22 protein-coding genes and 2 tRNA genes are annotated in these 23019 nt (G+C 47.0%); 4 read left to right on the top strand and 20 right to left on the bottom strand.

Annotation, left to right across the window (positions count from 1 at the left end; translation table 11 throughout):
- Positions 1–18: 18 nt before the first annotated feature.
- Together QD47_RS15995 and QD47_RS15990 are read left to right on the top strand one after the other, a co-directional pair.
- Positions 19–672 carry a GNAT family N-acetyltransferase gene (locus QD47_RS15995; RefSeq protein ID WP_044647082.1) on the top strand — a complete coding sequence of 218 codons (654 nt, stop codon included), beginning with the start codon at positions 19–21 and terminating at the stop codon, positions 670–672.
- Positions 669–1673, top strand: a complete 1005-nt coding sequence (locus tag QD47_RS15990; protein ID WP_044647081.1) for an alpha/beta hydrolase family protein — start codon at positions 669–671, stop codon at positions 1671–1673. The genes QD47_RS15995 and QD47_RS15990 overlap by 4 nt, the downstream gene beginning before the upstream one ends.
- A 156-nt stretch (positions 1674–1829) precedes the next feature.
- On the opposite strand, the gene QD47_RS15985 is transcribed toward QD47_RS15990, so the two are convergent.
- From QD47_RS15985 to QD47_RS15965, 5 genes are all read right to left on the bottom strand, one after another.
- Complete coding sequence (locus QD47_RS15985; RefSeq protein ID WP_044647080.1) at positions 1830–2837, bottom strand: FecCD family ABC transporter permease; 1008 nt, start codon at positions 2835–2837, stop codon at positions 1830–1832.
- Positions 2834–3841, bottom strand: coding sequence for a FecCD family ABC transporter permease (locus tag QD47_RS15980; RefSeq protein WP_044647079.1), 1008 nt, complete (start codon positions 3839–3841; stop codon positions 2834–2836). The genes QD47_RS15985 and QD47_RS15980 overlap by 4 nt, the downstream gene beginning before the upstream one ends.
- Before the next feature lie 160 nt (positions 3842–4001).
- Complete coding sequence (locus tag QD47_RS15975; protein ID WP_044647078.1) at positions 4002–4952, bottom strand: iron-hydroxamate ABC transporter substrate-binding protein; 951 nt, start codon at positions 4950–4952, stop codon at positions 4002–4004.
- 181 nt (positions 4953–5133) lie between these two features.
- Positions 5134–6789 (bottom strand): helix-turn-helix domain-containing protein, encoded by a 1656-nt coding sequence (locus QD47_RS15970; protein ID WP_044647077.1) that lies wholly within the window; start codon positions 6787–6789, stop codon positions 5134–5136.
- A gap of 247 nt (positions 6790–7036) precedes the next feature.
- Entirely contained in the window at positions 7037–7921 is an 885-nt protein-coding gene (locus QD47_RS15965) for an SDR family NAD(P)-dependent oxidoreductase (RefSeq protein WP_044647076.1), read from the bottom strand.
- A 208-nt stretch (positions 7922–8129) separates the two neighbouring features.
- On the opposite strand from QD47_RS15965, the gene QD47_RS15960 reads away from it, so the two are divergent.
- Positions 8130–8591 carry a MarR family winged helix-turn-helix transcriptional regulator gene (locus QD47_RS15960; RefSeq protein WP_044647075.1) on the top strand — a complete coding sequence of 154 codons (462 nt, stop codon included), beginning with the start codon at positions 8130–8132 and terminating at the stop codon, positions 8589–8591.
- A gap of 199 nt (positions 8592–8790) precedes the next feature.
- On the opposite strand, the gene QD47_RS15955 is transcribed toward QD47_RS15960, so the two are convergent.
- From QD47_RS15955 to nrdR, 3 genes are all read right to left on the bottom strand, one after another.
- Positions 8791–8863, bottom strand: a tRNA-Lys gene (locus tag QD47_RS15955).
- A gap of 12 nt (positions 8864–8875) precedes the next feature.
- Positions 8876–8951: transfer RNA gene (locus QD47_RS15950), tRNA-Ala, on the bottom strand.
- A 121-nt stretch (positions 8952–9072) separates the two neighbouring features.
- A complete protein-coding gene (gene nrdR, locus QD47_RS15945) occupies positions 9073–9540 on the bottom strand; it encodes a transcriptional regulator NrdR (RefSeq protein ID WP_013309614.1) in 468 nt (155 codons plus the stop codon).
- 106 nt (positions 9541–9646) lie between these two features.
- On the opposite strand from nrdR, the gene QD47_RS15940 reads away from it, so the two are divergent.
- Positions 9647–9871 carry an alpha/beta-type small acid-soluble spore protein gene (locus QD47_RS15940; protein ID WP_044647074.1) on the top strand — a complete coding sequence of 75 codons (225 nt, stop codon included), beginning with the start codon at positions 9647–9649 and terminating at the stop codon, positions 9869–9871.
- Positions 9872–10006: 135 nt separating this feature from the next.
- Here QD47_RS15940 and QD47_RS15935 read toward each other — a convergent pair whose 3' ends face one another.
- The 12 genes from QD47_RS15935 to QD47_RS15880 all read right to left on the bottom strand — a co-directional run bounded on the left by QD47_RS15935 (position 10007) and on the right by QD47_RS15880 (position 22860).
- On the bottom strand, positions 10007–10570 hold the full coding sequence (locus QD47_RS15935) for a lytic transglycosylase domain-containing protein (protein WP_044647073.1): 564 nt from the start codon (positions 10568–10570) through the stop codon (positions 10007–10009).
- A complete protein-coding gene (coaE, locus tag QD47_RS15930; RefSeq protein WP_044647072.1) occupies positions 10567–11163 on the bottom strand; it encodes a dephospho-CoA kinase in 597 nt (198 codons plus the stop codon). Before coaE ends, QD47_RS15935 begins: the two co-directional genes overlap by 4 nt.
- Positions 11164–11174: 11 nt before the next feature.
- Positions 11175–11867, bottom strand: coding sequence for a sporulation membrane protein YtaF (gene ytaF / locus QD47_RS15925; RefSeq protein ID WP_044647071.1), 693 nt, complete (start codon positions 11865–11867; stop codon positions 11175–11177).
- Between the two features lie 112 nt (positions 11868–11979).
- On the bottom strand, positions 11980–12810 hold the full coding sequence (gene mutM, locus QD47_RS15920; RefSeq protein ID WP_044647070.1) for a DNA-formamidopyrimidine glycosylase: 831 nt from the start codon (positions 12808–12810) through the stop codon (positions 11980–11982).
- A 71-nt stretch (positions 12811–12881) separates the two neighbouring features.
- Positions 12882–15536 (bottom strand): DNA polymerase I, encoded by a 2655-nt coding sequence (gene polA / locus QD47_RS15915; protein WP_044647069.1) that lies wholly within the window; start codon positions 15534–15536, stop codon positions 12882–12884.
- A 176-nt stretch (positions 15537–15712) separates the two neighbouring features.
- A complete protein-coding gene (phoU, locus tag QD47_RS15910; protein WP_044647068.1) occupies positions 15713–16372 on the bottom strand; it encodes a phosphate signaling complex protein PhoU in 660 nt (219 codons plus the stop codon).
- 39 nt (positions 16373–16411) lie between these two features.
- The gene (gene pstB, locus QD47_RS15905) at positions 16412–17170 is read right to left on the bottom strand and encodes a phosphate ABC transporter ATP-binding protein PstB (RefSeq protein WP_044647067.1); all 759 of its coding nucleotides are present in this window, start codon (positions 17168–17170) and stop codon (positions 16412–16414) included.
- Between the two features lie 127 nt (positions 17171–17297).
- Positions 17298–18422, bottom strand: coding sequence for a methyl-accepting chemotaxis protein (locus QD47_RS15900; protein ID WP_044647066.1), 1125 nt, complete (start codon positions 18420–18422; stop codon positions 17298–17300).
- A gap of 161 nt (positions 18423–18583) precedes the next feature.
- Positions 18584–19315 carry a response regulator transcription factor gene (locus QD47_RS15895; RefSeq protein WP_044647065.1) on the bottom strand — a complete coding sequence of 244 codons (732 nt, stop codon included), beginning with the start codon at positions 19313–19315 and terminating at the stop codon, positions 18584–18586.
- Positions 19316–19443: 128 nt separating this feature from the next.
- Positions 19444–21246 (bottom strand): two-component system histidine kinase PnpS, encoded by a 1803-nt coding sequence (gene pnpS / locus QD47_RS15890; protein WP_044647064.1) that lies wholly within the window; start codon positions 21244–21246, stop codon positions 19444–19446.
- 111 nt (positions 21247–21357) lie between these two features.
- Complete coding sequence (locus QD47_RS15885) at positions 21358–22227, bottom strand: SDR family oxidoreductase (RefSeq protein ID WP_044647121.1); 870 nt, start codon at positions 22225–22227, stop codon at positions 21358–21360.
- Between the two features lie 216 nt (positions 22228–22443).
- Entirely contained in the window at positions 22444–22860 is a 417-nt protein-coding gene (locus QD47_RS15880) for a hypothetical protein (protein ID WP_044647063.1), read from the bottom strand.
- Positions 22861–23019 lie beyond the last annotated feature (159 nt).

Here is a 23019-nt window from a genome sequence, read left to right as displayed (position 1 = left end):
AGTGCGGGAGGCCGTTACATGAGTCCAGAATCAATTGACATTGTTGCTTATCAAAAGCAAGATTATGAAGCTGTATGTAAGCTCTTGGTGGAATCATTTAAAACTAAATTTCAAGCTCTTGTTACACTGGAGGATCAGGATATACAGCAGTTACTCATGAAGGTCTGGGTTCAAGACCCTAATCCTTCAACTATGAAGCAATTTGTAGTTAAAAAGAACCAAGAAGTTGTCGGTGTTCTCTCCCTCAAATGGAAAGCACCTTCCTCTTCGCTCCCTAAAACAAAACCCATTTCTTGGGCTCCGCTCATAAAACAGTTTGGCTGCTTCAATGTATTTAAATTTTTGACAGGTATGCATGTGCTGGAATATAAGCCTGCCGCAGATGAGTGCTATATTGATCATTTGGCGATTCACTCAAGTCATCGTAATCAGGGAATAGGACGACGTTTTCTAGCTTTCGCACAGCAATTTACGGTTGAATCCGGTTTTCATGTGTTGACGCTTCATGTAGCGCATAAGAACCAAGGGGCCATCCGTTTGTATCAGAAACTAGCGTTTGAAGTAGAACAATCCAAATGCAATGGGTTGCGGCATTTTTGGTTCAAGGAGCCTGTATGGCATCTGATGACTTGGAAAGAAACTAAACTGCATTCGAGGAGAGAACACCGTTGAAAAAAACATCCAAGCTTACCCTTGGTATTGCGTCAGGTCTAGCTGTTGCCTTAATATTGATTATTCTATATCAAAATTCCTACAAGATGACGGAAGAAAAAATACAAATTACGACTCCTAAAGGGGTATTAACGGGTACATTAGCTTTGCCTAAGGACCACTCGGGAAAGATTGGACTGGTTGTTTTTGTCCATGGGGATGGTCCTATCAATGACACATATGATGATGGATACAAACCACTGTGGGAAAGGTTCGCTTCCAAGGGTTACGCCTCCTTATCCTTGAATAAGCCCGGTATTAATGGCGCTCCTGGAAATTGGCAGGATCAAAGCATGGAGGACCGGGCACAGGAGATCCGATATGCAATAGACTGGGCGAGAACCTTACCAATGATCGATAAGCAAAAAATCGGCCTATGGGGAGCCAGTCAAGCAGGATGGGTCATTCCGAAGATCGTTAAAAAGGAGCACAATATTGCTTTCAGCATCCTTGTATCGCCCGCCGTGATCTGGATTACACAAGGGCAATTTAACACCAGAAAAGAGATGGAACAGGAAGGGGCTACTCCGCAAGAAATTACAAAGAGATTGGACTACAATCAACAGATTTTGCAATTACTACAAAAACAAGCTTCTTATGAAGAATACCTGAAAATAGCCAACCCAGACAATTTGATTTCCAAAGAAAGATGGAGCTTTATAGGCAAAAATTTCCGGTCTGATTCCACCGAAGAATTAGGCTACTTTAATTCTCCTGTACTCTTGGTTCTGGCTGGAAAAGATATTAACGTTGATGTAAAAGATACTGAACGAGTATATCGACAGAAGGTGCCTTCAGAGCTGCTGTCCGTCATCCGTTTACCTGAAGCCGACCATTCCATGATGAATGAAAAAGTCGCGCATTCAAAATCTCTAACTTTTTTAACAGCCGTATTTGCCCCCAGAAAATTGGTAAATGATGAGTACTTGAAAATCCTCGCCGATTATGTCAGCCAGCGTTAAAAGTATTTTAGTACCTCGCTGTAATGCTGGCAGTAACCAATTCGTATAAACTAATAAAAAACGACATCTCTGCCGTTTTTTAAGGATTGATAATGCGGGACTCTAGCTCTCTAGCTCTGGACTACCTGAATTAACCTACCCGACTTCGTGTCGGAGCTACTTCCTAAGCAGTAAATAAGCAAAATAAGGCACACCGATTAACGACACCATGATGCCTGCGGGAATACCGTCGGGATCTGTGAGATTGCGACCGACTGTGTCCGCGGTTAACAGCAGCCATCCACCGAGTAAAACGGCGACGGGAATGAACAACTGATTGCGTGGCCCGACCAAGGCCTTGGCCATGTGCGGGGCCATCAACCCGATAAACGCGATACCACCCGTGACAGATACCGCAGATGCAGCCGCAGCGACCGCCGTCAGAATGAGAACGAGGCGTTCCCGTTCAAGCTTCAGACCGACGCCAATCGCCGACGGCTCGCTCAAAGCAAGAAGATTGAGCCGTTGAGACTTGTACAAGGTAAAAGGGATAAGCAGGATCAGCCAGGGAAGCAGCGCCCAAATGAACGGCCAGTCCGTGCCCCATATATTGCCCGCAATCCATTTCGCGATAAAATCGACCTTCGAGCGTTCAGCCGAGGAGATGATTACGATCATAATCCCCGACAACGCAAGGGAGAAACCAACCCCGACCAACACCAGCCGGATGGGATCAAGTCCGCTCGTTCGGCTATACGAGAAAACATAGATCAAAGCTGCTGTTACCAATGCGCCAATAAAAGCGACAAGCGGCAGAACATAGATGAACGATCCGACATCGATCGGGAAGTACAGAAAGAAGCACGCAATCGCTACGCCTGCCCCAGAATTAATGCCGATGATGCCTGGGTCGGCCAAGTCGTTACGGGTGATACTTTGCAGTATAGAGCCGGATAACGCAAGCGCCATACCCGATAGCAACGTAATAAAAATCCTTGGCAGCCGGACGGAGAACAGAACAAATTCTTCTTTGAAGGTACCTTGACCGAACAAAACAGGGATCAGCCTGTCAAACGATAAAGAGGAATACCCCCACGCCATGCCTGCTGTAGCTGTTAGAATGATTAGCCCTAAACTGACGAGCAGGATCAGGCGTTGTTTTCGAACAAGAGCGGATAGGATCATAAGAAAGCTTTACCTCCTCTACGCACAACGAGCAGAAAGAAGGGCAAGCCTAGCATCGCCACGATGGCTGCCACTGGCGTCTCGTAAGGTGCATTAATCGTGCGGCCCAGCGTATCTGCGAGCAGCATGAACGTAGCTCCCGCAAAAGTCGAAAAAGGCAGGATATACCGATAATCGGTGCCAACCATCTTGCGGACGATATGAGGAATCATTAGACCCACGAATGCCATGTTTCCGACAAGCGCAACCGATGCGCCCGTAATCACAATGACAAGGACAAACAGGATGGATTTGATCCATACCAGATTTTGGCCCAATCCTGCCGCCACTTCGTCACTCAGTCTGAGAATACTCAGTTGGTTGGAAAGCATCAGAGCTACCATAATGCCGAGAAGGATGACTGGTGCAATGGCCTGTATTTGTCCCCACGTCGTTCCGATCAGACCCCCGGCGGTCCACATGGATACATCCTTTGAAATCTTAAATGCGATGCTGACGCCATCCGAGATGGCATACAGAAACGCGGATACAGCCGCTCCCGCCAGAACGACTCGGATCGGGGACAGGTTGCCTCGGCGCATTGAGCCAAGGACGATGACCAAAACTGCGCCCAGAGCAGCACCGAGAAAGCAGGCCACCATAATGCCGAAGTAGTTGATCCCCGGGAAGAATACGAAAGCCAACGCGAGCGCCATATTAGCGCCGGAAGTCAGGCCCAGCAAGCCCGGATCGGCCAATGGATTGCGGGTAACTCCCTGCATAATCGCTCCGGATACGGCAAAAGCGGCACCGACCAGCATCGCCGCCAACTCGCGGGGCAGCCGAATCTCGCGCAGGATGAGAATTTTGTCATCCTTGGTACCCGAGGTGAGAGCAAGCCACAGGTCGTGGAGCGTTGTTTCCGCTGCACCAAATACCATTGAAATAATGAAACACAAAATGAGCGCCAGCACGCTGCCAAGAAGCTTATATGCAAAGGGAAAAGCATGTTGTTTAATCTTCATCGGACTCTCATCTCTTCTTTAATGAAATATGCGAAGAAACTGTTAAATAACCAGTTCCTTCGCATCGAATAAAAATGATTCACAACGAAAGACGAATCGTTGCCATGATTTCAATCGTAGACGACCCTAAGCGTTGCGGTCCCGAAATAGGGATCAACCCCTACTGACCAAGAAAGTGTTGAATAAAAAATTTCAATTGGTATTCCATGCTCAGTGGATCGTTAAAGTAGAACGCCTTCGCGTTAGTCTCGAAGACATGTTGATTCTTGACCGCGGGAATATTCTTGTACGTTTCGGTATTCTGGAACGAATTGTCCTCATCCGCGTTTTTACTGAAAATGACATAGTCACCCAGGTAATCTTTCATAACCTCAGACGATAAGGCAAAATAACCTTCTTTCTGGGTCGCCTCCTTGACTTTCTTCGGCATGGCGAGTCCGAACTCCTGATAGAGAATTTCTGTTCCTCGTCCAAAGTTATCGCCATAGACATAGAGCTGCTTATTGAATGTCTCGATGACCGAAACCGTCGCGTTGGCACCGATCTTCGCCTTGATTTCTTTTCCGGCTTTTTGGGCACGGGCTGTAAAATCATCGATCCAGGCTTGTGCTTCTTTTTCTTTATTCAACAATTTTCCGATTTCACGTTGCTGGGTTAAGAAATCCACCTTGCCATATGTATAAGTGACAGTAGGAGCAATTTGCTTAAATTTATCGACGTTCTTAATATCTGAAAGCCCGATAATAAGATCCGGATTCAACTCGATGATCTTCTCCAGACTTTCGTCCGTAACCGCCTCTGCGCCTTTCAGCTTCTCTTCAAAATTCGGGTTGGTCTTGGACATTTCGTCCACGCCGACTAGAGGCACACCGAGCGCCATCACGTTACCCGTCAAGAACCTGGTAAGCACAACGACGCGTTGCGGATGGGTCGGAACCTCCACGGGGCCATTCTCGGATTGATAGACAAATGTGGTAGATTTCGATTTCGAGTCCGAAGTAGCCTCAGAGGACGAACTTTTACCATTCTCGGCATTGTTCGCCTGATTTCCGCCACAAGCACTCAATACAACCACAAGTAAAAGTACCAGCGGAATAAAAAGCTTTCTCATAAAATAACTCTCTCCCTTTCAAAACGCTATGTTCAATGAATCATCATATCGTAGATAAGATACTAATCTTGAACTTAGTACTCTTTTCATTGATTATGAAATTCATTCTCATTTGTATGAACTAATTATATGGAACCACTATGCGCCGAACCATGCCTTTTTGTTTGGAAAATGACTTGGACTATTGGTTACTTGTAAATAAAGCTACCGCGCGTTGAAGCTGTAAACGAATAGAAACCGGATTGTAGGGCAACCATTCATCCAGGTCAAGCAGACGTACATTATTCCGCTGTACAGCGGGAAGGCTGTTCCAATAGGAGGACTTGAATATCATTTCACTATGTGCGGTGGAGCCCTTCTCATCCGGAAACACTGCAACCAATAATTGAGACCCTGCATAAGCTGCGAGTTGGGATATCTCAATGGGAATGGAATGAAATTGATCCCCTAGCTTCTTCATCTCCTGCCCGATCAATTCAGGAGGCCGTAGTCCAAGCGATTGATAGATAATATATCCGACATTTCTCGCTCCGTAAACGAGCAGCTTATCCGGCTTAATCACCAAAATCGTTATGATTTCATTAGCGACTCCGCATTGCTGCACCAGTGAACGGGCTGCCTGTTCTTCCTTTTCAAAAACAGCCAACCACTGCTCTGCCCGATCGCTCCGCTGAACAGCATGTGCAATACGACGCAGATGCTCTTTCCATCCCATTTCCATCCATGAAATTTCCACGATAGGCGCTACAACTCGCAAATGCTCAGGATTCAACCCATATTGGTGCAAATGCTGTTTGGCTGCAATGATCAGCTCAATGTTGGTATCGAGCAATACCGAGTTCACCTGTTCAGCAGAACAGTTCGTGCTTATAAACTTCATCGTTTGCGGCGGCTCCAGACCATTCGTCTTCACATATTCGCTGCTTTCCGAAATGGTGACAGCAGGTTCCAACCCAAGCAGCAACAGATGGCTGGCGTAAGGTATGAGCAATACAGCCACACGCTGGGATGATCCGCGGTTGTAGCTTGAAGGTGATGCTCCTGTATGCTGCTTAAAACGACGGCTTAGATAAAATTCATCCTTGTAACCTACCTTCATCGCAATTTCCCGGAGCGTGCCTGATCCGCTAATTAACAGCTCTTTGGCTCGGTGAACGCGCAGCCGCGACAAATATTCGTTCGGGGAAAAACCGGTAAACTGCTTAAACTGGATAGAATAATGTGATCGGCTTACGCCTGCAATCGAGGCCAATTGCTCACGCGTTATTTTTTCGCTATAGTTGTTTTCCAAATAAGTAATACTGTGTTCCATCGACGGCTGCTCACTGGCAGCATACTTGGCCTCCTGCTGTTTCAACAGTAGAAGAATGATTTGGTGAAATATAATTTGATTCTGCACATGACGGGCTTCACTAGCAGGTAAACGATGGATATACAGCTCCTCCACATGGGCCACAATCGCAGGTTCATAAGGGAAAAACTGAATATTAGCATTTGAGGCCACCTCGCTTTTCCGCATCATTACACCTGTGGGTAGAGGATTTGCCTGCTCTCGCGTACGGATTAAAAGCTTATAAGCATGAAGTGGTTGCTGGAGATTCGTAATTAAAGCGGCATGGCTATGGGCCGGGAGAAGAATGATGCTCCCTTCCATGAGCTCGTACATTTGATCATTAATCCTGAGAATACCTTTGCCGCTGGCAATCGCAATCAGTACGGTTACACTCTCATGAATCTTATACATCGGAAAATTCGAGGTGCTGTACAGCGAATGGATACTGTCAGCAGTATATAAAGGAAAATGGGACTCTGCCCACTCCGAGAAAACGTTATCCACAAGCAAAGCCTCCATTACAAAATATTGAGGAACGTCTTTCAGTCCTCTGCATCGTATTAAGCGAAAAAGTCCAATTATATAGCATAAAAACGATATCTATACTATAAATGATCAAACCTTTTTCATGCTACGCCTATTCTCCTATTTTTTAGGCCCCTCGTTAGTTAGCTTTATGGATTCAATTGACGTGAACCCCACCTTAGATTTTTACAAAACAGTCCTAAGTTTACCGCTGTAATCCATAAAATCAGGTCATATAGTTAAGAAGACCTCTTTGTTGTAGTAATTCTTTCGTACAATTCCACAGTTTATTTTGCATAGCAATATCTCCACCGGGGTCTACAGGTACAATTGAATGTCCGGTTCCGACATTAAAATACCCTCCTGTAACTGCCTGGTACTGTGGATCCACAATTAAACGAGTCATAATATCAGCTCCTCTGCGTGGATCACCAATATGAAAAAAATTCAAAAAACGCTCAAGCATTGATGCAAACCAGAGCTCACGTCCGAGACCTGTAACATTAAACCCTGGATTCAGAGCGTTAACACTGATTCCCGTTCCAGTCCATTGACGTGCCAGTTCACCAGTAAACATAATGTTATACAGCTTGGTTTTCCCATATATTGCAGATGAGCCTCTGGAAGTAAAAGGAGCTATATTGGTCAAATCCTCAGGGAGCTTAAGCTCGCCATGATTGCGTGAAGCCTCAGAAGCAACATTTACAATTCTAGCGCTTCCTGCATTTTTCAAGGAATGCTGTAAGGCGTGTGTCAATAACCACGGTGCTAAATAATTCACAGCTATCATTTCTGCAAATCCCTCGGAGGTTACCCGTTGTTCGAATGCATGCAGTCCTGCATTATTCAAAAGCACATCTATTTTGGGGTATGCAGTTGAAATCTCGTTCCCCATACGTCTGACATCTTTCATTAAGGATAGGTCCCCGAAAAAAAAGTCTACTTTTGTTGAGGGAATCATATCTTTTATAATTTTTTTAGTAGCTTCAGCGCGATCCTTGCTCCTGGCTGTCATGACAAGATGAGTACCACGTTTAGCCAATTCAATCGCAACGAGTTGCCCCAGACCACTCGTTCCACCAGTTATTACAACAATCGGATTAGCCATCATGGTGATTCTCCTTTGTGCTGAATAGTCATTGTCAATGTCAATGTAATTGGCCGTTCATTGCTTTACTCCGTTAGACCCGTCTCAAGTTTTGACATGCAGCTGACGCAGTCATATACTTGATATAAATCAACTATATTATTTTGGTTGATATATGTCAATTAATTGACTTGAATGATTTACTTTATCAATTAAGGTTAGGTGAAATAGGATGAATGATGATCGACACAAAAATACGCCGAGAGGCCAATTGGAACTGGGGCTCGGCGAGCAAATCAATGCCCTCATAAGCGCCTCACATGCGCTAAATGTCAAAACTGCAGCACGTTTCGATCCTTCAATACAACCTGCGGGTTTCCATATTATCCGTTGGCTTTACTCGTATGGCCCAACAAGCGCCACTATGCTGGCGGAATCAACAGCTATGGATCGCAGTTCGGTTAGCCGTCTTGTCAAACAACTTGAGCTTTTAGGTTATGTGAAAAGGGAGGCCTCTCCTGATGATCGTCGAGGAATACTTCTATCCCTCACTGAGCTTGGGCGCCAAAAGACGATTGATGCTCTAAAAGAGAAAGAATTTGTATTTTACGAACACATTTCAAGATGGGACGATGAACAACTTGAAAATTTTATCGGAATGCTCAGGGACTTTAACGGATTTGATCACAAGTAACAAGTTCATAGGTTGATGACTGCCTTTCTTAAAAGCATGGAGTAAAACTAAAATAAACGTCGTGTCCTCATTAAAGAGAACATGGCGTTTATTTTTCATCAAGAAAGTAGGGCCTTCTGTGACCAAACGTGTGACCACGAAGGAAAACAAAGCTAAATTCAAAATAAAAAAACGGCATCTCTGCCGTTTTTCTAAAGGATGGACTCTCAGGGACTCGAACCCTGGACCAATTGATTAAGAGTCAACTGCTCTACCAACTGAGCTAAGAGTCCATAATATAAAATTGGTGGAGCCTAGGGGGATCGAACCCCTGACCTCATCGCTGCCAGCGATGCGCTCTCCCAGCTGAGCTAAGGCCCCATTATATGTAATTAAAAACGTTTCAAGCGACTTCTATATCATATAAAATTTTCATCCCTGTGTCAATACTTTAATAAAAAAATTATTACCCTTCCGCCATCAACCAAGACACAGCCAGCGATCAGTCGCTGGCTGTGTCTTTGGATAACAGTGTTTTCAGTTCCTTCATAAACATGTTGATGTCTTTGAACTGCCGATAGACGGACGCAAAGCGCACGTAGGCAACCTCATCAACAGGATAGAGCTGTTCCATGACCAGTTCGCCGATCTGCTGGCTGTCCACCTCAGTAGCGGCTGTGTTGCGGATAGCGTTTTCCACCTGGGATACGATCATATCCAGTTGCTCGACAGATACGGGACGCTTCTCGCAGGCCCGAATGAGACCGCGCAGCATTTTATCACGGCTGAATTCTTCACGGCTGCCATCCTTTTTAATGACCATCAGTGGAGTCTCCTCCACCATTTCAAAGGTGGTAAAACGCCTAGCACATTGCTCGCATTCGCGGCGGCGGCGGATGGACTTGTTGTCATTCGCTGGCCGCGAGTCCAGCACCTTTGTTCCATTGTAGGCACAGTAAGGACATTTCATAAATTCACCACTTTCTTTTTCCAATAAATTCTCTATACTTTTTTCGTAATAATTTTGTCAAAACGGTTCATAATATGTTTACCACGTCGCGAGGAGGTGAACAACAATGGCACAAGGAAACAATGGCAACTCCAACAACCTGGTAGTCAACAAAGCCTCCGGCGCTCTGGAGCAAATGAAATTTGAAATCGCTCAAGAGCTGGGTATCAGCATTCCTCAAGATGGATACCAAGGTAACATGACTTCCTATGAGAACGGTTCGATCGGGGGCTATATCACAAAACGCCTCGTAACGATCGCCGAACAACAATTGGCAGGTCAATACCAATAATCGCAGTAATAACGCAGAAGCAACAAGGAAAGTGTATGGACGGACTGCTAAAAACAGTCTGTCCTGCGCTTTTTTCATTTTAATGCCATCAGACTCATTCTGTCATGACATATTTGCATGTAGCCTCGCCATCCGTTAAAACTGATTATAAATTTTTGTGTATTGCCTGTAGTAGTAAATAACCCGCTGTACATAATGTCGTGTCTCGCCAAAGGGGATTTGCTTGATGGATTGTTCTTTCCCATCCCATACGCCCTTATCCAGCCACTCCTGCACTTTACCGGGGCCTGCGTTGTAAGCCGCAACGATAGCTACCGGATTATCCTTAAATTTCACCGACAGGTTATGCACATACCAGGTTCCCAGCTCAATGTTGGTGCCTGGCTCGTGCTTGACGCTATCCAGCGGAACCTTTTGGATCTGGGCGCTGTCCATAATCCAATTCGCCGTATCGGGCATGATTTGCATGAGTCCCAGTGCACCCTTGTGCGACTGCTTGCTGGTCTTAAAGTTCGTCTCAACACGGATAATGGACGCCACCAAAAACGGGTCCACTTCATACGTCTGCGAGTATTGCCGGATCTCATCCTTATATTGAATCGGATAGAACCACGACATCCAGTTTGAATTAAAAAACAGAATCAAGACAAACCCAACAAACAAAGTCAGCAGGACTCTTTTTTTGCGCAAAATATTCATGCCAGTCCCTTTCGCTGCCAGAATTGATCAATTTGCTGTTTTGTTTCAGCCTGTGTTCCACTATTGTCGATGACGATATCGGCCAGGCTTCTTTTTTGTTCAATATCCATTTGCGCGGATAACCGAAGTCCGGCTTGTTCCTCGGTCAATCCATCTCTGAGCATCAGACGCTGGAGCTGCACATCGCGTGGTACGTATACCACCATAATTTCATCGTACAAGCTCTCCAGCCCGGACTCATACAGTAACGGGATATCCGCCAAAACAAGCTTGTCCGGATGTTCCCGCTCGTAAGATTCCATACGCATACGCATTTCCTCACGAATCGCAGGATGTGTAATATCGTTAAGCGCCTGCCTCAGGACAGGGTCTCCAAATACAATCTCGCTCAGCTTTTTGCGGTGCAGAGTCCCATCACTGTTCATCACAGCTTGTCCAAAATGCTGTATGACCGCCGTCAGCACCGGGTGCCCCGGAAGCATCACTTCCCGGGCAATGGCATCTGCGTCGATCAGCAGCGCACCCTTGGCGACCAGTAGAGCCGACACGGTGCTTTTACCGGTAGCAATACCTCCGGTTAATCCGATATTCATGCTCTTTCACCTCATAACAGCTTCAATATGCCCATCATAATCAATAATAATGCCGGTAACACACCCAGCGCCTTCATAAATCGGAATGCCGACAGACAGAAACCTGCTTTCATACCAGCAATCAAAAATGTCCCGCTGAATAATGCAATAGCCAGCGCGGTAGCGAGTGGCTGGAAGCCCAGCATAGCTGCTCCCAATCCTGCACCGAACGCATCTACCGATAAAGCGATACCTAACCAAATCGCCTCCGTAGCGGATATACTGCCTGAACGGTCCATATCTGCAGCAGACGGACTTCGGAGAATCCGAATAACGAGACCCCATTTGCGCAATTCCAAAGAAAATACGGTCCGTTCCTCTTGCACTTCTAAAGATTTCTCACCCTCCAGAACATTTCTGCTCACAGGATCATGATCATCAATCAAATCTTCCTTGCGATGCAGGGACTGATACAAAGAGTGGCAGCCAATCCCAATCAGAATGACAGCGCCAAAAACCGTCGTATATACAGGAGACAGAACCTGGGACAACAATGCGCCTAGCTGCATGGATATGCCGATGACCAAACCTGAGCATACTGAAATGATGACAATGGATAGCAGTGGAATTTTCATTTTGCGCAGCCCATACGTAACACCGACTCCAAAACTGTCCAGACTTAGTGCAAATGCCAACAGCAGCAGGGCTCCCCAATGATTAGCCACTCCAATTCCCTCCCATTGCGAAGGAAGGGCCCTAAAGCAGCCGGAACCCTTCGCAGTATTGGTACTTGGAATCAATATATGAGAGGAATGGGCTTTGGGTGACTGTACCTGTTTAACGCAGAGGTTGGCAGACCGGGCAATGATGTGTACCACGTCCGGCTACGACGGATTTTTCGATCAATGTACCACAGTTAACACAAGGCTTAACGCTACGTCCATAGATTTGCAATTGATGCTGGAAGTCGCCCGATTGGCCTTGACCGTTGACGAATGATTTGATGGACGAGCCTCCGACCAAAATCGACGCGCTCAATGTAGAGATAATTGCTTCATGCAGCACACGAAATTGGTTGTCATCCAAGCTTTTGGCCAGCTGTGCCGGATGTATCCCCGCCTTAAACAATGATTCATCCACATAAATATTCCCGATGCCCACGACATATGACTGGTTTAACAGCGCAGCCTTGATCGAAGTCGAACGGGTCCCCACAGCGGCGCGAAGTGCCTCCGGTGTAAAGGACTCGTCCATCGGCTCCAAACCGAGCTTGTTCAGCGGCTTTTCCAGCAAATCCTGTCCTTCTGCAAATAAATGCATCGTGCCGAATTGGCGAACATCCTGATAGCGTAATTCCGTACCATCCGTAAAATGAAAGATAACGTGAGTATGCTTTTCCACAGGATCATTTTGCGAATAGAGGCCATACCGTCCTTCCATTCTGAGATGGGAAACGAGCACCAGCCCGTCCAGCAGAATCCGCAAAAACTTCCCGCGTCTCTCCACTCCTGTAATGCGATGATCAGCCAATTCCATAGAAAAAGCGTGTATATCATCAGGCCGCTGAATAATGCGCGGCAGATTCACGGTCACATGATCTATATGTTTATCGACGATAAGCTCGTTTAACGTTCGTTTAATCGTTTCTACTTCCGGTAATTCCGGCATGATGTCTTCACCTCACCCTATATTATAACGGAAGCAGCGTTAAATTGGGACTATCTACTCGTTGAAATAACTTATTTCGCTTCATACCAATTACTTCCATAGCTAACTTCCGCTTTGAGCGGTACAGACAGCTTCAGCGCCGCTTCCATCGTAGCCGGGACAAGCTCTTTCATCGTTTCCATTTCCTCCGGCGGAACTTCGAAAACAAGCTCATCATGTACTTGAAGCAGCATACGACTGCGAAGATTACGGTCGCGAAGCGAAGCGTCCATCTGTACCATCGCCAGCTTGATAATATCGGCTGCGGTACCCTGAATCGGCGTATTCATGGCGGTACGCTCCGCGAACGAACGCAGGTTGAAGTTGCTGGCGTTAATCTCCGGCAAATAACGTCTGCGTTCCAGCAGCGTTTTTACGTATCCGTCCCGCTTCGCATCCTTCACAATATCATCCATGTAACGACGAACGCCCTGGAACACGTCAAAATATTGGTCAATAAAGCGAGCCGCTTCCTTGCGCGTAATATTCAGATTTTGCGATAAACCGTAATCACTGATCCCGTAGACAATCCCGAAGTTAACCGCCTTGGCAGAACGGCGCATGTTAGAATCTACGTCTTCCGCAGGGATGCCGAACACATCGGACGCGGTCTTCGTATGAATGTCCATATCGTGGACAAAGGCTTCCTTCAAGCGCTCATCATCCGAAATATCAGCCAGCACTCGCAGCTCGATCTGCGAATAGTCCGCCGCGAGAATAGACCAGCCCGGCTCGGACGGCACAAATACCTTACGGATTTTACGTCCCTCTTCCAGACGAATCGGAATATTTTGCAAATTTGGGAATTGGCTGCTCAATCGTCCGGTTGCTGCAACCGTCTGCCGGAAATACGTATGCAACTTGCCCGTTTTATCCGAAATTTCCTTAAGTAATCCTTCCACATACGTGGATTGGAGTTTCGCAATCGTACGGTACTGCAAAATGTTTTGCACAATATCATGATATGGAGCGAGCTTTTCCAGTACCTCGGCATCGGTGGAGTACCCGGTTTTCGTCTTTTTGATAACAGGAAGGCCCAGCTTATCGAACAAAATTTCACCTAGCTGCTTGGGCGAATTCAGATTGAACTCTACACCTGCAATGATGTAAATCTCGCGCACCAGCGTTTCAATCTGGGCTTCAAATTCTTTACCCAAAGCGCGCAGTTCTTCCACATTCACCAAAATGCCCTGCTTCTCCATATCCGCCAAAATGCGAGACAACGGCATCTCCAGCTCATGGAAGAGCTTGTGCATTTCCGTTTTTTCCAGCTCGGCCTGCTGTACAGGCACCAGCGCTTCAATCACCGCCGCCTTGCGCGCCACATGATCGGACAGCACATCCACATCAGGTACTTTATATTTAGCGCCTTTGCCGAAGACTTCATCGTCCGGACGAATCGAGGACAAGCCATGCTTGGCTGCCAATCCGCTCAGCGACTGGTTTGCATCCGTCGGGTCCAGCAAATATCCGGCCAACTGTACATCGAACTCCGCCCCGGCAAATTCAATCCCGTGCCAATGCAAGGCTAAATCCGTACGGTGCAAATCATGCCCCCGCTTTTTGCGCCCAGCATCGGCGAGCCATTCACGGACAGGCTTGGCTGCATCAGTTTGCAGTACATCCAAGGTCATAAAAAACTGTCGCCCCGCTCCGCCAAAGACCAGACCCACAATTTCAGCATGATGCGGATTATCGCCATGGGTCTCTACATGTAGCAGATCGACGGTATCTAGTACATTTACCAGCTCGCTAATCCGCTGTTCGTCCAATACGGTCACGTCAGCCGCAGCTTCCTCTACGTCTATTCCAGCACTGCCAACCTCACCCGAAAAGGATAAACGCTCCAGCAAGGACTTGAACTCCAGCTTCGCCAGCGCAGGTCCCGCCGTTTCAGCTTGCAGCCCACCGAAGACGACATCCTCCAGTTGCTTGTCCAGCGTTACATCCCGATAGATGGTCGCCAAATCCTTGCTCATCCGTGCATCATCTGCATGCGTTTCAACGCGCTCTTTCATTTTGCCTTTCAGCTCATCTGTATGCGCCAGCACCTCTTCGACCGATCCATACTGGTGCAGCAGCTTGAGCGCTGTCTTTTCCCCCACACCCGGAATCCCGGGAATGTTGTCCGACGTATCGCCCATCAGACCCTTGAGGTCGATAATTTGCAACGGCTTCAAGCCGTAACGCTCCTGAATCTGTTCAGGTCCGTATGTCTCCACCTCGGTAACCCCTTTGCGGGTTAAGCCGACAGTGACGTTGTCCGAAGCCAACTGAAGCATATCCTTATCTCCAGTAACCACCAGCACGTTAAAACCAGCTTCGTCCGCAGTTTTAGACAGGGTTCCAATGATATCGTCCGCCTCATAGCCATCCAGCTCAAACTGGGCAATGCCGAAGGCGGTCAACAGCTCTTTCAGCAGCGGGAATTGTTGGGACAGCTCCGGCGGCGTTTTCTCCCGTCCACCCTTGTAATCCTCGTATCCTGTATGGCGGAACGTTATTTTTCCGGCATCAAAGGCAACCAGTATATGTGTCGGCTTGTGCTCCTCCAAAAGCCGCAGCAACATCGTTGTAAATCCGTACACCGCGTTCGTCTGCTGTCCGCTCGAATTCGTTAACGGCGGTATAGCGAAAAACGCCCGGTAAATGATACTGTTGCCATCTATAAGCATAAGTTTATCCATTTAGCACCTCGCAAGTTCATCAATGCATCGAAAGGTTCTTTCGCTTTACGCATTCCTTTTCCTATCTTAACATAAAGGCTCCTTTTTCAGAAAAAAACGGCTGTTTCCTAGCCAGATTCGCCTTTTGCACAAAGACAAGTCTGGGTCAGAAACAACCGCTATATACCTAAAAAGCCCTACTGGTTCAAATCTGGTCGCTCCCCTGTCACGAGATATACAGTGCTTTCACCGATATTCGTCGCATGGTCACCAATCCGTTCAATATATCGTCCGACGAGCAGTTGCAGCATGCCTTGTGGAGCTTCCTCAGGCTTTTCTACCATAAACACATACAGATTGCTGATCATATGGCTATACATGGAATCTACACGATCATCCTCTTTGGCCATTTTATAAGCCAAATCTGTATTTTCATCCAGATAGGATGTAATTGCGTCGTCAATCATTTCTTTGACGATCGAAGCCATCTGCGGAATATCCACCAACGGCTTGATGACCTGCTGCCCTTCCAGACGCAGCGTGACCTTGGCAATATCGAGTGCCAAATCCCCCATCCTTTCCAGATCACTGGAAATTTTAAAAGCAACAATGATCCGGCGTAAATCCTTGGCTACCGGCTGCTGGGTAATAATGAGCTTGGAGCCCATATCGAGAATGTTCTCTTCCAGCGCATTGAGGGATGCATCATTTTTGACCACCTGCTGGGCCAATTCCGTATTATTGGTCTGCAAACATTCAATGGCCTGATCGAGTGCCTTCGATACATGTGCACCCATTTCGCGCAGTACGGCTCTCAGCTCATCTAATCCTTCATCAAAACCTTTTCTGCGTATCATTTCGAAGTCACCCCTCCTGGCATTACTATCTGGTTGGCTTTAGCCGAATCGGCCGGAAATATAATCTTCCGTACGGGAATCCTGCGGCGTGGAAAACATCGTCTCTGTATCCGCCGCCTCTACCACGACACCGTTCAAGAAAAACGCAGTCCGACCGGACACACGAGCCGCCTGATGCATGTTATGCGTCACCATAACAATCGTATACCTGTCGCGCAGCTCTTGAACCAGTTCTTCAATCTTCATCGTGGAGATCGGGTCCAGGGCTGACGTTGCCTCATCCATGAGCAGAATATCCGGCTGCACAGCAAGCGCCCGGGCAATACACAGACGCTGCTGCTGTCCACCGGACAAGCTCAGGGCTGAACGCTTGAGAAAGTCCTTAACCTCTTCCCAGAGTGCCGCCTGCCGCAAGCTTTGCTCAACAAGTTCGTCCAGCTTGTCCTTTTGCCGGATTCCATGCAGACGCGGACCGTATGCCACGTTATCATAAATAGATTTAGGAAACGGATTAGGCTGTTGAAAAACCATTCCCACCTGCTTGCGCAGGGCTTCTACTTCCATCGTATCGCCATATATATCCTGACCTGCGATACTCACCGTTCCTTCAATACGCGTTCCTGGGATCATATCGTTCATCCGATTCAGCGTACGCAGCAAGGTAGATTTACCGCAGCCGGACGGTCCGATGAAGGCTGTTACCGTTTTTTCAGGAATATCCAGGTTTATATGTTTCAGCGCTTGAAAATTTTCATAATACAAGTTCAGCTTATCAATCCGAATAACGGAATCATTCATTGATTTATGATCTCCTTCGTGTTGCAGTTATGGTCCTCAAGCATTGCACCTGATTTGCACAATATGAAGATTATATAAGCTGTGTGTAAATTCAGTGTGGTGGATTTGTTAACGGTATGTAAAATGATCAGGAATTCAGCATAAGCTCCAGCTCCTGTGCAATCCCGGCTGCATTCAAAGCCGCTTCCTCTGCGGAACGGGACATTTCGTTGTTTTTGGTCTCAATTTCAGCAACGGCCTGTAACAGTTGGGTAAACGTTTGGGTTCCAGCGGATATATACCGGGAGCCGCTATTAATCTGCTGTATGCTCGTATCCGTCAGATCGGCAGTGTCACGCAGCATTTGTTCAATATCTGTAAGCAAGCTTGTAATCTGTGCGGAAAAGACCTTCGTCTGAAGTGACATATTCCGCACCTCCTGAGACACGATCTGGAAGCCACGCCCGTGTTCGCCGGCATGTGCTGCTTCAATTGAAGCGTTGATCGCCAGCAGTCCACTTTGATCCGCGAGTGCGCGGATGGAGGAAGCCATGCCTGCAATGTCATTCAGCGATTGGGTAAGCGCTGTAATCTGCTCATGCTGGCGCTTCATTTGCTCTGTGACTGCACGATAGGAGAGCAGAACATCTTCCAGTTCTATTTTGCCACGGCGTGATAATTCACTCATCGAGCGGGTTAGACGCACACTGTCACCGGCCTCTTTAGCGGCATCCAGCACAGTTGTCTGAATCCGATGGGCACCATCATAGCTATGCCGAACCACCTTACCCCGATGCTCGTCCGCTTCTCTTTGCATTCGCTGTACAACCGTCAGGATATCACGAATCGTTAGCACGCCAAGTAACCTCGTCCCCTCCTTAATTAACAAACAATCGTAAAATCGTTGATCTTGGCGCAGCATCGCCTGCTCTACAATGTCCGATGCCGGGCTTTCCAGATCCACAATTAATGTATCGGGGTCGGCAAATATCGCAGCAGGCTTGTCATAAAACAGAGCCGCAGCAAACCTGCCCGTAAAATGGCGGTTATACGCATCTCTCATAATAATGCCCAACGGAAGGCCATTTTTATCAACGACAATGACACAAGGAATGTCTTCCTGCGTTTTCATTAGTGCTAATAGCTCTTTACAAGACATATCCGTACCAATGATCGGAACCTCCCGGCAAGGCACGTAGGTAGTAATTGGCTTGTTAGATTCACGTTCAATCACGGCAGTGGAACTCGGCTGGGTCTTTGGTTCCGTTATCATCGTTCTGAAGTCCCCTTTTTTAACTACTTGAAGTGACGGGAACATCATATCGGTCATTTGTTGATTGTAACGTTTGTTTATGTTAACGAAATGTAAAATCACGAAATGGACACAAAAATCGTCGCATACAAAAATCGAACATAAAGAAAAACGCTCCTCATTTATAGTAAATGAGAAGCGCTTCTTTTTTTATTAACAACCAGTTTGTATCCGACTCCGCGAATCGAATCAATATGAACCGAATCGGGATCCAGCTCCAGCTTCTTGCGCAATGAGCTAACATGCACATCCACCGTCCGTTGACCGCCAATGTAGTCGAAGCCCCAAACCGCGTTCATCAGATCGTCGCGAGTCAATACCACGCCCGGCTTACGGGACAAGTAGAGAAGCACCTCAAATTCCTTCGGCCTTAAGCTGATAGATTGTCCTCCGAGAATGACTTCATATTTTTCAGGATAAATCTCCAGCTCGCCTAATTGAATCTTGGAGCCGTCTTTCTGATCGGACAGCACCCCTTCATCCCCACCGGAAGTTCTTCGCAGCACAGCCGTTACGCGGGCCAGCAGCTCAGAAACACCGAAAGGCTTCGTGATGTAATCGTCCGCTCCTGATTTCAATCCTTGGACAACCTCGGCTTCGCCGTTTTTGGCTGTTAAAATAATGATCGGAGTCGTTAGTCCCTGATGGCGAAGTCTGCTCAGAATATCCAGTCCGTTCATACCGGGCAGCATCAAATCCAGCAGAATCAAATCGTAGGACTCTCTGGAGGCTTTTTCAAACCCTGCACTGCCGTGATCCTCCGTATCTACTTCATAACCCTCTTGTATCAAATTGTAGGATAGCAATCTGGCAAGCGTTGGTTCATCCTCAATAACCAGCAAGCGTTGTCCCATAAATAAATTCATCTCCTGTTTACCTTTTAAAGGCGCATTGGTCAAAATTCCAAAATCTTTTCCATACTCATGCGACACCCGTATATTTTATCACGGCATTGTTAACAGAATGTAAAAATCGATCTAGTTCATTCTTCCTGTTGCAACAACGGCAATTCAATCGTAAATGTCGTGCCCAAACCAAGCTCACTTTCTACGGAAAGCATCCCATGATGCAGGTCCACCAAATGCTTGACGATGGACAATCCCAGACCTGTTCCACCCGAGTTGCGCGAACGACCTTTGTCTACCCGGTAAAAGCGCTCAAAGATGCGTGGCAGGTCCTTCTTTGGAATCCCGATGCCCGTATCGCTAACCGTAAATACGACCTTCTCCGTGTCATTCTCCCGCTGTACCGTTACAACCTTGATTTTCACCTTGCCACCGTCGAGTGTGTAGTTAATGCCATTAGACAGAAGGTTTACAAAAATCTGCTGGAGCTTATCTTCATCCGCCTCCATAAACAGTTCATCCGGGACATCCATATGCAGTGTAATTCTTTTTTTAGCAGCTACATTATTCAATTTTTCCAGCAATGATTCTATAAACGAGGATACATGAACCGGAGAGCAATCCAGCGGAGAACGCTTGGATTCAATTTTGGACAGCTCCAGAATGTCGCCGATCAGCCGATTCAGCCGTTCGCTTTCATCATAAATAATTTGCAAAAAGGAACGGGATGTTTCCTCATCCTTAACCCCGCCACCGAGCAACGTTTCAGCAAAGCCCTTGACTGCGGCAATCGGCGTTTTTAGCTCATGGGAAACATTCGCCACAAATTCGCTCCGCATATTTTCCAGCCGCCGAATAGCTGTAATATCCTGCAAAAGGAACAGCATGCCGCGATATCTGCCTTCATCTTCATACATCGGCACACCATCGAGCAAAATCAGCCGTTCCTCGGGATTATACAGATGGACCTCACCATGCAGTCTTTCGCGGCTCTGTATACTGCCCTCGATCAGCTTCGTCAGCTCGTAGTGCTTTTTCAGCTCATGATACGGCTTGTCCGTCACCCGTTTGCTAGTGACACCGAGCATCCGCTCAGACTCGCGGTTCACAAGCGCAATCCGCTCCCCGGCATCAATCATGAGAATCCCTCCGGTCATATTGCTCATGACGCTCTGAAGCAAATCCTCATTATCACGTATCGTTTTCATTTGGTTTTGCAGGCTGTCTGCCATACGGTTAATGGCTTCCCCCAACTGCCCTACCTCATCCCGGCGCTGTACGCCAACTCTTGCGTCATAATCCAGCCCGGAAATACGATTGGCTACGCCTGTAATATGCTCAATAGGTGAGGTTAGGCCACGCGCGATACGGTAACTGACCAATCCAGCAGCAAGGAACAACAAGACCAGACCAATGCCAATTGCCGTCCAGCCACGCTGCACACCTTCCTCTACTGCTTTCAGATTCATGGACAAACGAATATATCCGTCGAACCCCTTGTCGGATATGACAGGCTCTGCCACGTACAGCATATTCCGCTGCAAAGTTTCACTGTAGCGTATCGTCCGTCCGATTCCTTCTGACGCGGCTTCCCGGATTTCTTCACGTGATGCATGGTTCTCCATCTTTCGCGGATCGCTTAGTGAATCGCCAACAACCGTTCCATCCTTGCGAATGAAGGTCACCCGTGAGTCCGTCAGACGTGCAATTTCCTTTGCCTTTTCCGAATAGTAGGAGACGTAATCGGTACTGGAAAGAGCGTCTGCGCTGACAAAAGGAAATGTAGCACGAAGCAGGTCGATCTCACGCCCCATATTTTCCTCAAGCACCTTCATGTTCGAGTTTTTAAAGATTTGTCCCATGGTGATTCCAGCAGCAAGGACAGATACGCCGATCAGAATCAGCATAATCAAGGTAAGCCTGAAACGAAACGACTTCATAAATATGCCCATCCTTTATATAAGTTAAGTCCCATTCTACAGGCTACCTGCCTTTTGTTCCACTGTTAAAAAGGAAAAAAGGTCAGGGCACACGTTGCCCCAACCTCTCTCTTATCCGTTGACGACTTCACCGCCGTTGATATGAATAACCTGCCCGCTTACATAAGATGAATCATCCGAAGCAAGGTACACATAGGCTGGTGCCAATTCTTCCGGCTGACCGGGACGTTTCATCGGCTGTGCGCCTCCGAACTCACTGACGGTCTTGGCATCAAAGGTCGAAGGGATTAGCGGTGTCCAGACCGGACCCGGTGCTACAGCATTTACCCGAATGCCTTGATCGACCAAATTGAGCGAAAGGGAACGGGTGAATGAAGTAATCGCCCCTTTGGTGGATGAATAATCAATGAGTGTCTTGTTCCCGGCATAGGCCGTAATCGACGTGGTATTCACAATGGCGCTGCCTTTCTTCAAATGAGGCAATGCCGCTTGCGTCAGGAAGAACATACCAAAAATATTCGTACGGAATGTACGCTCCAGCTGCTCTTTCGTGATATCCTCCAGCTTCTGCTGTGGATGCTGCTCTGCGGCATTGTTCACGACTATGTCCAGCTTGCCCAGCTCGTTAACCGTCTGTTGAACTGCTTTTTTGGCAAATTGGTCATCTCCGATATCGCCTGGAATCAGTACGCATTTGCGGCCCTCCTGCTCTACCTGGTGCTTTGTCTCCTCAGCATCCTTATGCTCGTTCAGATAGACGATAGCTACGTCAGCACCTTCCTTTGCGTACGTGACAGCTACAGCCCGTCCAATTCCACTGTCTCCACCAGTAATAAGTGCAACTTTACCTGTTAGCTTGCCAGCGGCTTTGTAAGTTGGTTTTTCAAACTGGGGTGCAGGCGACATTTTGGACTCTATCCCCGGTTGCTGGTCCTGATGCTGTGGGGGCAAGGTTTGCTGAGGTTGGTTACTTTTAGGCATTGTACATTCTCCCTTCAAAATCAGATATTTTTTAGGATGCAACATTTGCATCCGCTCTACTCCTGATTTACCACACAAAGTTATCCGTTAAACGAAAAAAGAAAAATGTAGTTATTTGAGCGCACAAAAAAACGGCCTATGCTTATTCAGCACAGACCGCTTTTTTCAATTTAGCATTTATCATCATTCGATTACAGGCGCTCGCCAAATGCTTAATTAAATAATATCGCTATATATCATTAAAAACGTAATCAAGATCATGAAGACGGCAAGCAGCGTACTGAACATTCGCATTTTGCCAGCGTATTGCGTAATAGGTTGTTGGTTACGAATCGCTTCCAGCGCCAGCCGTAACGGCTTACCCATGGCCCCAGCGATACCAGAAATGGCGAGAAACAACAACAAAACGACCACGATCCATGCTACGGAATATGGACCCCAGGCAAAAATCATATAGATACCGCTAACAAGCACAAGGATAAGTGCGAATTGAGCCAAACGGTTCAATAGCTGAACAGCCGATATCGTTCCTTCCTGTACGCTAGGAGCCAATTTGTCGATTTTGCCAACCACGAAGGGGAGCAATAAATAAAAACCCATCGCCAGTGATCCAATAATGTGAATAAAAGACATTTTTTACAACCTCCATTTCTTTGTTTTCTTACAAACTCTTTTTCCATAGAACGATCATATTCCAACGAATGACTACCATCTTTTCAGTGTTTTGGGACATGCTTTTCTATGTAACTATCAATGCATATGAACTCTATTATACCGGGGAAATGGGTCAAA

Origin of the sequence: Paenibacillus terrae, assembly GCF_000943545.1 — a bacterium.
Taxonomy (GTDB): domain Bacteria; phylum Bacillota; class Bacilli; order Paenibacillales; family Paenibacillaceae; genus Paenibacillus; species Paenibacillus terrae_A.
The sequence above is the reverse complement of the archived record's forward strand: the minus strand, read 5'-3'. Positions and strand labels throughout refer to the sequence as shown.

Coding starts and splice junctions, on each gene's coding strand:
- QD47_RS15965 (WP_044647076.1), bottom strand. CDS start 7,921: ATGATGGCTAATCCGATTGTTGTAATAACTGGTGGAACGAGTGGTCTG.
- QD47_RS15885 (WP_044647121.1), bottom strand. CDS start 22,227: ATGCCTAAAAGTAACCAACCTCAGCAAACCTTGCCCCCACAGCATCAG.
- QD47_RS15975 (WP_044647078.1), bottom strand. CDS start 4,952: ATGAGAAAGCTTTTTATTCCGCTGGTACTTTTACTTGTGGTTGTATTG.
- QD47_RS15940 (WP_044647074.1), top strand. CDS start 9,647: ATGGCACAAGGAAACAATGGCAACTCCAACAACCTGGTAGTCAACAAA.
- mutM (WP_044647070.1), bottom strand. CDS start 12,810: ATGCCGGAATTACCGGAAGTAGAAACGATTAAACGAACGTTAAACGAG.
- QD47_RS15985 (WP_044647080.1), bottom strand. CDS start 2,837: ATGATCCTATCCGCTCTTGTTCGAAAACAACGCCTGATCCTGCTCGTC.
- QD47_RS15980 (WP_044647079.1), bottom strand. CDS start 3,841: ATGAAGATTAAACAACATGCTTTTCCCTTTGCATATAAGCTTCTTGGC.
- QD47_RS15995 (WP_044647082.1), top strand. CDS start 19: ATGAGTCCAGAATCAATTGACATTGTTGCTTATCAAAAGCAAGATTAT.
- coaE (WP_044647072.1), bottom strand. CDS start 11,163: ATGAATATCGGATTAACCGGAGGTATTGCTACCGGTAAAAGCACCGTG.
- QD47_RS15960 (WP_044647075.1), top strand. CDS start 8,130: ATGAATGATGATCGACACAAAAATACGCCGAGAGGCCAATTGGAACTG.
- pnpS (WP_044647064.1), bottom strand. CDS start 21,246: ATGAAGTCGTTTCGTTTCAGGCTTACCTTGATTATGCTGATTCTGATC.
- nrdR (WP_013309614.1), bottom strand. CDS start 9,540: ATGAAATGTCCTTACTGTGCCTACAATGGAACAAAGGTGCTGGACTCG.
- pstB (WP_044647067.1), bottom strand. CDS start 17,170: ATGAATGATTCCGTTATTCGGATTGATAAGCTGAACTTGTATTATGAA.
- QD47_RS15880 (WP_044647063.1), bottom strand. CDS start 22,860: ATGTCTTTTATTCACATTATTGGATCACTGGCGATGGGTTTTTATTTA.
- polA (WP_044647069.1), bottom strand. CDS start 15,536: ATGGATAAACTTATGCTTATAGATGGCAACAGTATCATTTACCGGGCG.
- QD47_RS15935 (WP_044647073.1), bottom strand. CDS start 10,570: ATGAATATTTTGCGCAAAAAAAGAGTCCTGCTGACTTTGTTTGTTGGG.
- QD47_RS15900 (WP_044647066.1), bottom strand. CDS start 18,422: ATGATAACGGAACCAAAGACCCAGCCGAGTTCCACTGCCGTGATTGAA.
- phoU (WP_044647068.1), bottom strand. CDS start 16,372: ATGATACGCAGAAAAGGTTTTGATGAAGGATTAGATGAGCTGAGAGCC.
- QD47_RS15895 (WP_044647065.1), bottom strand. CDS start 19,315: ATGGGACAACGCTTGCTGGTTATTGAGGATGAACCAACGCTTGCCAGA.